Source organism: Salinisphaera orenii subsp. orenii MK-B5 (assembly GCF_003788635.1).
Lineage (GTDB): Bacteria > Pseudomonadota > Gammaproteobacteria > Nevskiales > Salinisphaeraceae > Salinisphaera > Salinisphaera orenii.
Genome location: NZ_AYKH01000043.1, coordinates 151,918 through 159,177 on the forward strand (window position 1 = coordinate 151,918; position 7,260 = coordinate 159,177).

5 protein-coding genes are annotated in these 7,260 nt (G+C 68.4%); 3 read left to right on the forward strand and 2 right to left on the reverse strand.

Annotation, left to right across the window (positions count from 1 at the left end):
* Positions 1–406: 406 nt before the first annotated feature.
* Positions 407–1,375, reverse strand: a complete 969-nt coding sequence (locus SAOR_RS16050; protein ID WP_123632302.1) for a GerMN domain-containing protein — start codon at positions 1,373–1,375, stop codon at positions 407–409.
* 592 nt (positions 1,376–1,967) lie between these two features.
* Here SAOR_RS16050 and SAOR_RS16055 point away from each other — a divergent pair.
* Together SAOR_RS16055 and SAOR_RS16060 are read left to right on the forward strand one after the other, a co-directional pair.
* A complete protein-coding gene (locus tag SAOR_RS16055) occupies positions 1,968–2,723 on the forward strand; it encodes an SDR family NAD(P)-dependent oxidoreductase (protein ID WP_123632303.1) in 756 nt (251 codons plus the stop codon).
* A gap of 851 nt (positions 2,724–3,574) precedes the next feature.
* Positions 3,575–5,005: an MATE family efflux transporter gene (locus tag SAOR_RS16060; RefSeq protein WP_123632304.1), complete on the forward strand. Its 1,431-nt coding sequence runs from the start codon at positions 3,575–3,577 to the stop codon at positions 5,003–5,005.
* 186 nt (positions 5,006–5,191) lie between these two features.
* Here the strand turns inward: SAOR_RS16060 and SAOR_RS16065 are convergent, their stop codons facing one another.
* Positions 5,192–6,097 (reverse strand): LysR substrate-binding domain-containing protein, encoded by a 906-nt coding sequence (locus SAOR_RS16065; RefSeq protein ID WP_123632317.1) that lies wholly within the window; start codon positions 6,095–6,097, stop codon positions 5,192–5,194.
* Between the two features lie 120 nt (positions 6,098–6,217).
* Between SAOR_RS16065 and SAOR_RS16070 the strand changes: the two genes are divergently transcribed.
* Positions 6,218–6,946: an FMN-dependent NADH-azoreductase gene (locus SAOR_RS16070; RefSeq protein WP_123632305.1), complete on the forward strand. Its 729-nt coding sequence runs from the start codon at positions 6,218–6,220 to the stop codon at positions 6,944–6,946.
* Positions 6,947–7,260 lie beyond the last annotated feature (314 nt).

The following is a 7,260-nucleotide window of genomic DNA, read 5'->3' on the forward strand; positions in this document are numbered from 1 at the left end:
CGACACGATGCGGCCGTGTGCCCGATTGATCTCAACTGAGGCCCCTGTTCCTGAACTCGGCTGCCACGCCGCCCATGGCGCCAGTACCCGTCATGCATGGGGACAGCGGATGCGGGCCGTCGGTTCAGTCGACGATCGATTTCCACGCCCGCAGACGATGACCCATGCCGCACGCACTGCGTGTTCCTCGGGATCATATTGGAGATTCCGCGACTTATGGGTGCAGAGGATCGCCGGAACTCCGGCCCGCAGCGTGTGACGTGGCCGTCGCCGCATGCCGATCGCGATTGTCACGGCATCGTCGCGTCGTCGGGATCGGAATCGTCGCGCCGCCGCCCATCGACGGCCCGGCGGCCGCCGCGACCGGCGGCCATCACCCCAGCATGAGCCCGATCGCTCAGGGCGATCAGCGCCCGGGGCCGGCGCCGCCCGGGCGCAGACCGCGGCGCTCGCCGTCGACGCGGATGACCACCGCCTCGACCGCCGGGACCGCCAGCGCGGTCTGCCGGATCTGAATCCCGGTCCGCGGCCTGTCGCAGACCCCGGCCAGCCCCGAGAGCCGGCCGGTCAGGTGAACCACGGCGGTGCGCCCCTGCATCTCGACGCCCTCCAGCCGCAGCGTATCGTTCGTGCGCGCAATGAAATTCTGCCAGCCCGCCACCGAGAAATCCTCGATCGCGAACAGCTCACGGAGCGCCGCGGCCAGCGGCGAGCCCGCGCCGCCGCGGACATTGCGTCGCACACGAACGACACGATCGCAGCCGTGCCGCGCGCCGTCGCTGGTGCGCGCATAGCGCTCGCCCACCGCCGGATAATCCAGGAGCGCGACCTCGACCACCCGCCCGGTCGGCGGATCGCCGGAGACCGGACCGAACGAGGCGACGATGCGCTCGACAGCCGCGGGCGCGAGCGTATCCGCGGGATGGTCGAGCACGAGCGTCAACACCCGGGCCCGGACGCGAATGATGCGCACCACACGGCGCGTGCCATCCGGGGCCACCCCGTGCAGCACGGCCTGATCCTGCCGGCCCGTCACCTGCGTGACCTCGGCGAACCGATCACGGGCTCGCCGGATCCGCGCCGTCATCGGCCGATCCCGCACGGCGTGCGCTCCATAGACCCGCAGACGCGCGCCCTCCGGACCCGTGAGCACGACGCCGTCGTCGTTGGCGGGCCGCTTCGTCACCCTGAAATCCGCCGGATAGCGCACCGCAAAGCCGAATCGCGTGTTTCGATAACGCGCGAACGCAGGCGCATCGTCACTGCGATCGGCGCCACGGGTGAACGGCGCGCCGTCCTGCGGCACGCAGGCCGTGGCCAGGCCCGCCAGGAGGCCGGAGAACAACAGCGCCGACAATCGAGCGGGACGCGGCATTCCAGGGTCCGGCCGGCGGGAATCGAGTCCCGATTGCGCCATGCCGGCCCGGCGGCCCGCAAGAGGCCGGCGCGCCATCGCGTGCGCCCGGCCACTTCTATCCGAGGGCAGACGAGCGCGTCGCAGCCCGGGCAACGCCCCGCGGACGCCGCCCCGTAGGCGCGGTCGCCGGATATCGCGCCGCATAGCCGGCACGATCTTCAGAGCACCGATCGGCTCTCGCGATGGCCCCGAATGAGCAGTCCAGACCGGAGCAGGTGCGACCGCAAGCACGAGGACTCAAGGCCGTACGGCCTGACGACAGCCGGCCTCTCGCAGGCCGCGCAACGGGCGTCGGAGACGACGCGCAGCCCGGGGCCGACGCCCCATGCGGTATCAACCGCGGCTTTCGCAATGCCCCTGCAACGTGGCGCGCCCGGGCGCGCCAGCAGCCGCCTGAATGCGCCGACGGGCCCGGGTCGGGGCGCCTGCGGCGGTGGCGACACTGGCGCGCGGCGGGCGATGCGGCGTAACGTCTGCATCGACCAGCGATCGGCCGCCGAAACCGGCGGCGGATCGCATTGCAGCCCCATCCGGAACACAGGAGTCCCTCATGCAGAGCCATCTCGCCGGCCGGCGCGCCGTCATCACCGGCGGCAGCCGCGGCATCGGTTTCGCCATCGCCCGCGCGCTGGCAGCGGAGGGCGTGCATGTGTCCATCTGCGGGCGCGGCGCCGAGCGGCTCGAGGAGGCGCGTGCGGCGCTGGCCGGCCACGGCGTGACCGCACACGCGGCGACCTGCGACGTGGCCGACGCCGAAGCGGTAACGGCTTATGTCGAATCCGCGGCGGCCGCGCTCGGCGGCATCGACATCCTCGTGAACAACGCCTCCGGCTTCGGTGCCGGCGACAGCGAGGCGGGCTGGGCGACCAGCATCGACGTCGACCTGCTCGGCACCGTGCGAGCCACCCGCGCGGCCCGGCCCTGGCTGGAGGACAGCGAAGCCGCGAGCGTGATCCATATCGCCTCGATCGCCGGCCAGGCGGCCTCGGCCCGCACCGCGGCCTATGGCGCCGTCAAGGCCGCGCTCATCCAGTACACCCAGTCGCAGGCCGCCGACATGGCGGCCCACGGCGTGCGCGTGAACGCCGTCGCCCCCGGCTCGATCGACTTCCCGGGCGGCCTCTGGCAACAGCGCAAGGCCCGCGATCCGGACCTTTACGAGCGCACGCGAGCCAGCATTGCCTTCGGCCGCTTCGGCCGGCCGGACGAGATCGCCAACACCGTGGTCTTTCTCGCTTCGCCGCTGGCCTCGTGGATCACCGGCCAGACCGTGACCGTGGACGGCGGACAGCTGCTGCGAAGCTGAGCCGGCGCCGTGCCCGGGCAACCGCCGCACCGGTTGTTCGTCATGCCGTCCGAGCCGCTCGTCGCGCTGGTCTGTTCTGGCACGCTCGCGCTGCCATCGCCTGGCCGTCTCCGCACGATCATCGCCGCACGCGATCACCCAGAGATCACGGCCCAGGGAGCCGGGCAGCGCGCCGACGTGTGCCGCGTGCGGGCCCGGCGAACCGATCCGCGCCGGCCGCGGCCACACGAAATACGATCCCGCAGGAGGGGGGCGGCACCGGCCCGGGTCGCTGCCGTGCCGGGCCGCGGGACGCTTCCCGGCACCTCCAAAAGCCCGGAAAAACGCCTGTCGCCACGTCGTGGAAGCGCCGCGCAGAAGACTGCACATCGTATCCTGCGCGACGCGAGTCGCCGATCGCAGCGAACCCCGATCAAGACGGATAACGCCGCGGGGACCACGGTCGATTTTCACGGACGGCCTAACCCTGGGGACAAACGCTTCGACACCTCGGCGCGGTGCGGCGATCCCGGGCGCCGACACGTTGGCCCCGCATGAGGCCGCGGCGCGCACGGCGCCTCGTCCTCCCGCAACACGGCTCCTGCTGGGCGCGCTCATGAAGTGATGACCGGCCCGTGCCCACGAGCCGGCGCTACCGCCGGCTGGGGTCGCACGACGACACGACGCACCCAGCGCCGCGTCTTGTACGACAATGGCCGCCGGCACGGCCGTTCCGGGCGTCGGCCCGGGCAACGCGTCGTATCGCCGCCGGGGCCGTGGCGCACGCCGAGCCGCCGACCCGCGCGGGAACGCGTCACGTGCCGTCGGCGTCCCAGCCACCCACCGCCCACGCATCAGCCAGGCTGCCCGTCTTGTCCGTCACCCGACACGCCACCCTTCGCCGGATCGAAAGCACCCGCCTGATCGGGCTGGCGCTGCCGATCCTCGGCGCCCAGCTGGCCCAGGTGGCGATGGGCACGGTGGACGTGGCGATGACCGGCCATGCCAGCGCGCGCGACCTGGCGGCGGTGTCGGTGGGCTCCAGCCTGTGGCTGCCGCTGGTGCTGTTCATGATCGGCACGCTCATGGGCCTGACGCCGATCGTGGCCCAGCACGTGGGCGCGCGCCGCTTCGGCGCGATCCGCCCGGCCGTGCATCAGGCGCTGTGGGTCGCGGCCGTGCTGGGCATGGCCTGTGCGCTGGGCGTACGCGCGCTGGCCGCACCCGTGTTCACGCTCATGTCGGTGCCGGAGGACGTGGCCACACTCGCGCTGCGCTATCTCGACGGCGTCGCCCTCGGCCTGCCGGCGATCGCGCTCTACGAAACGCTGCGCTTCTATTCCGACGGCATGGGCCATACCCGGGCCTCGCTGCAGTTCGCGCTGCTGGGGCTGGCGGTGAACATCGTCGCCAACTATGGGCTCATCCACGGCGGCGACGGCCTCGTCGCGCTGTTCGGCCCCGACCTGCCGGCATCGCTACGCGCCCTGCCCGCGCTCGGCGCGGCCGGCTGCGGCATCGCCACGGCGATCTCGATGTGGACGATGTTTCTGGCGATGTTCTGCTACACGCGGCTCGCCGGAGTCTATGCGCGCGCCCGCTTTGGTGCGGCCTTCTCCTGGCCGGTGCCGGCGCTGATCGGCGAGCTGCTGCGCGTGGGTCTGCCGGTGGGTGTGGCGATCTTCGCCGAGGTGTCGCTGTTCACGGTGATCGCGCTGTTTCTGGCCGGCTACGGCGAGATCGTGATCGCCGCGCATACGGTGGCGCTGAACTTCAGCTCCGTGCTGTTCATGCTGCCGCTGTCGCTCGGCATGGCGCTGACCGTGCGCGTGGGCCAGGCGCTCGGCCGCGGCAAGTATCGGCATGCGCGCTTCGTGGCCTTCAACGGCGTGGCCTGCGCGCTGGCAGCGGCGTTCGTGATCGACCTAATCATCCTCGTCGGCGGGCCGTGGGCGGTGTCGCTGTATACCGGCAACGCGGAGATCCAGCGCCTGGCCGTACAACTGCTGCTGATCGCCACGCTCTATCAGTTCTCCGACGCGCTGCAGGTGAGCATCGCCGGTGCGCTGCGCGGCTACAAGGACACGCGCATCATCATGATCGTCACGCTCGTCTCCTACTGGGGCGTCGGCGTGGGGCTGGGCAACCTGCTCGGCCGCGGCGTCGCCGGCGCCTTCGAAGGGCTGGGCGTCTACGGCTACTGGATCGGGCTGATCGCCGGTCTGAGCGTGGCCGCCGCCCTGCTCGGCCGGCGGCTGGTGTGGGTGTCGCAGCTGAGGCGGCTGTCGGCGTCCGGGCCTTGAACGACGAGACCGGACAAACGATGAGACGCGTCGCGGATATCCCAGGGCTGATGCGTTAGCCAGGCATGGCGGCAAGCGAAGCGACAGTTCGGCTTCCGATGCTCGGAAGCCAGATTTCTTGTGCGAGATGGAGCTACGCGGGGTGGCCTACGGCGCCCATGCACCGTGCAAGACTTTCAACTCCTCTTAACCCGGTAACGAAGTCGCCTCTTGTGATACCCCCATCACCCATGCCTTGACGGCCGAAAGGGTCGGATCGCGCCGACGGTTTTCGGGATGCACCAGAAAGAACGCGCGATCTTCCAGCTCGGGGCCGAAAGGTTGGACCAGGCGCCCATCCGCCAACTCGTCTTCGATGAGCTGACGATTCATCAGTATCACGCCCTGGCCGCCCACGGCCGCTGCAATGGCATGGTTCTCGTCCGAAAACGCCAGCCCGGCACCGGTATTCAACCCGACCATCCCCGCTTGCTTCCGATATCCGGGCCAGTCCATGGGCGATATCAGCACGCCCTGGGGGCGAAAGTGAATCAGCGGATATTCCGCTACGGCCTCGCCCAGGCGCTGGGCAAGGCCTGGGCTGCAGGCAGGCATCAGGGTGGTATCGAACAGCTTGTCGGCGATCAGCCCCGGCCAGCGACCGTCGCCGTGGCGAATGGCCATATCCGCCGTCAACCCATCCAGTGATACGGGCTCGTGGGTGGCATGAATGCGCAGATCAATATCGGGGTGGGACTCACGCAGTTTGTAAATCCAGGGCAGTAGCCAACGTACGGCGACCACCGGGGTGGTCGTCAGCGTCAGCACCTGGCGCTCGGGGGCGGCGCTCAGCCGTTCGATGGTTTGGCTGATGGCGTCGAAGGACGATTCCAACACCTGCTGAAGCTCGCGCCCGCGCGGGGTCAGCTCGAGCTGTCGCGGCTTGCGCACGAACAGCGCCATGCCCAGCGCCGCTTCCAGCCCTCGAACCTGATGACTGATCGCCGTCGCCGTGACCGAGAGTTCCAGCGCCGCCTGCTTGGCGCTTTCATGCCGGGCCGCGGCTTCAAAGGCCCGGAGTGCCGAAAGTGAAGGCAGGCGGCGCTTTTTCATGGATGAATTCATCTCATCTTTTAGCACGCAGAAAGATCGTTTGTTGGACTCTCTAGCGCCGCCCTATGCTGAATCCGTCGTCAATCATAGATGAATTCAGTTCAGAAACGGAGCCCGCTCATGTCACACATTCTGCATATGGATGCCAGCGCCCGGCCGGGCCTGGCCGGCACCGATCACCACGGTTCGCACAGCCGCTACCTGTCCCACCAGTTCGTCAGCCGGTGGCAGTCTCGCCGGCCAGAAGACGCTGTCGTTTATCGAGATCTGGGGCAATGCCCGCCCTCTTTCATCAACCACGACTGGGTGGCGTCCGCCTTTACGCCCACCGAGCGCCGTGAGCCCTGGATGAAAGAGGCACTCGCCGAAAGCGACGAGTTGGTCGATGAGCTGATCGCCGCGGATATCGTGGTGATCGGCACGCCGCTCTATAACTTCGGCGTGCCTGCGCCTCTGAAAACGTGGGTCGACCAGGTCGTCAGGATTGGCCGAACGGTCGATATCGACGAGACCAACCCATCCGAGACTTATATCGCCAAACTCGCCGACCGCGAACGCCATGTGGTCGTCCTGGCGGCGCGCGGGGGCATGAACATGGCCACCGGCGAAGAGATGGCGCATATGAACCATCTGGAACCCCACCTGGCCTCGGCGTTTGAATTCATCGGTATTACCCGTATGCATACCGTGGCCATCGAGGGGCAGGAAGCGGGCGGCGAGGTGCTGGCCATGTCGATCGCTGACGCAACACGTAAAGTCGAGCGGCTTGTAGACGAGCTACAGGTGGCATTGGATGCGACACCTCGCAACGCGGTTCCGACTAGGGCTGATGCGCTAGATACGGCTTAGCGGCGGGCGAAGCGATAATCCGGCTTTCGGTGTTTCGGAGCCGGATTCTTCGTTTGTGTGAGGCGGTGAGACGCGACATGGCTTACGACGCGAATGCGCAATGCAAGACTTGACCGCATATTCTCTTATGATCCCACATTCTCTTCTATTTAGACCTTCTTTCTACCCAACGCTGGCCCAGGCCGCCGGTTGAAGCGCAAGCGAAAACCGGTCGGCTTGAGCCTATTGTTAGCTTGCTGAGCTAGGGCATGTCGTCACGAGATATGTTGACATAGGGCACTAATACTTCTGATCGACGACACAGCATGTCGGAT

Excerpts from the sequence above, each read along its gene's own strand:
- SAOR_RS16050 (WP_123632302.1), bottom strand. The coding sequence starts at position 1,375 with ATGCCGCGTCCCGCTCGATTGTCGGCGCTGTTGTTCTCCGGCCTCCTG.
- SAOR_RS16055 (WP_123632303.1), top strand. The coding sequence starts at position 1,968 with ATGCAGAGCCATCTCGCCGGCCGGCGCGCCGTCATCACCGGCGGCAGC.
- SAOR_RS16065 (WP_123632317.1), bottom strand. The coding sequence starts at position 6,097 with ATGAAAAAGCGCCGCCTGCCTTCACTTTCGGCACTCCGGGCCTTTGAA.
- SAOR_RS16070 (WP_123632305.1), top strand. The coding sequence starts at position 6,218 with ATGTCACACATTCTGCATATGGATGCCAGCGCCCGGCCGGGCCTGGCC.